This is a genomic window from Alicyclobacillus contaminans DSM 17975, assembly GCF_000429525.1.
Lineage (GTDB): Bacteria > Bacillota > Bacilli > Alicyclobacillales > Alicyclobacillaceae > Alicyclobacillus_A > Alicyclobacillus_A contaminans.
Genome location: NZ_AUCA01000107.1, coordinates 1 through 1292, shown reverse-complemented (window position 1 = coordinate 1292; position 1292 = coordinate 1). Strand labels below are relative to the sequence as shown.

The 1292-nt window shown below is 50.6% G+C and carries 2 protein-coding genes; both read left to right on the top strand.

Features of this window, described 5'->3' with window-relative positions:
* Nucleotides 1-220 (top strand): hypothetical protein (locus G463_RS23385; protein WP_211227445.1); only part of this gene is annotated, 220 nt, incomplete at its 5' end.
* A 48-nt stretch (nt 221-268) separates the two neighbouring features.
* Nucleotides 269-487 (top strand): hypothetical protein, encoded by a 219-nt coding sequence (locus tag G463_RS0117360; RefSeq protein ID WP_245575949.1) that lies wholly within the window; start codon nt 269-271, stop codon nt 485-487.
* Nucleotides 488-1292: the final 805 nt, after the last annotated feature.

Sequence of the window (1292 nt, the reverse complement as noted above, 5' to 3'; positions counted from 1 at the left end):
ATTCGGGCATATATTCGCTGGCGCAATAAGCACAGGCGAAACGCTAGCCTTCTACGGGAACAAAAGAAGATCAAGGTTGCCTGAAGGGGCACTAGAAAATAATCTCATAGGTAATGGCTATGATGGAGAGAGTACGCGGTTTGGACAGCACAGAGAGCCGGTGGAGGGTGTGAATCGGTCTGATCGACTGGTGGAAGTTCACTCCGGAGCTGCCAAGTGAACGCCCACGACTGGGTCAGTAGCTTGAGCCAGAAATGCGATTCCTGTGGTGAAGGATTTGAGCCATCTGCCAGTGATTGTCGATCCCAGTCACGGAGTCGGCATTGCTCGCTACGTCCCTGCCATGAGTATGGCAGCCATTGCTGCCGGGGCAGATGGACTGATCATAGAAGTGCATCCTCGACCGAACGAAGCGCTGTCGGATGGTCAGCAATCACTGACACCACAGGAATTTGTTCAACTGATGCGCAGACTCTATCAGGAGTGACTGGCTCCGTTCAGTTCACGCCTGAGTCGTCATCGCAACCCGTGGTTTCGTAGGACTCTCCGTCACTGTCCAAACAAATCTTAGGAGTGGATTTCTAAATTAATTTGGGTGACGAGATATGACACACATTCAATGGTGTCGGCATATATTGTCCTAAGTTCGAAGGGCAAAACTGGTTTTTCTATTTGGATTCTGTGCGTTGGGCACTGATAGGATGGATGGAGAAAAACAACTACCTTGGCCCTCGAATCTGGTGTTTTAAAGAATAGGGGTACGGATGTGTCCGTCCCCTATTCTTTAGGAACTGTAGAAGATTGGACTATGTCTTATCACTATGCGCCGTAAGACCCCGAGCTTTAGCTCTGGGGATATAAGGCGCTCGCCGCCAGTGAGCAGACAAGTTCTTGTAATATAGACGCTTGCCCTCGGCGCTTTTTCAACAGGCGTTTGGCCGACTTCGTTCGAGGGCAATCTCGCGTCCGCAAAAATGCTGGTTGCGAAAGCCAAAGGCCGCAGGGCCTGCGGTGTTAGACTGTGGAAGATGCGGCCGTCCAGCGTCAAGATGGACACGAGGCGCGCTTCCTCCCCATGCCTAAAGACAGGGGCTTCCGCGCGAATGAGGATGGTGATCGGATTTGTACATAGAAGGTGCAATCTAGTGTCACGAGTCTAAAATAAATATACAGTGGCGTTTACCATTGTGGTAATACCATGGCATGGGTAAACGAGCGATTGAAATTACACTCACTGATGATGAACGTGACCAATTGGAACAGTGGGGCCGTTCCCCTTCCACTCCACAAAA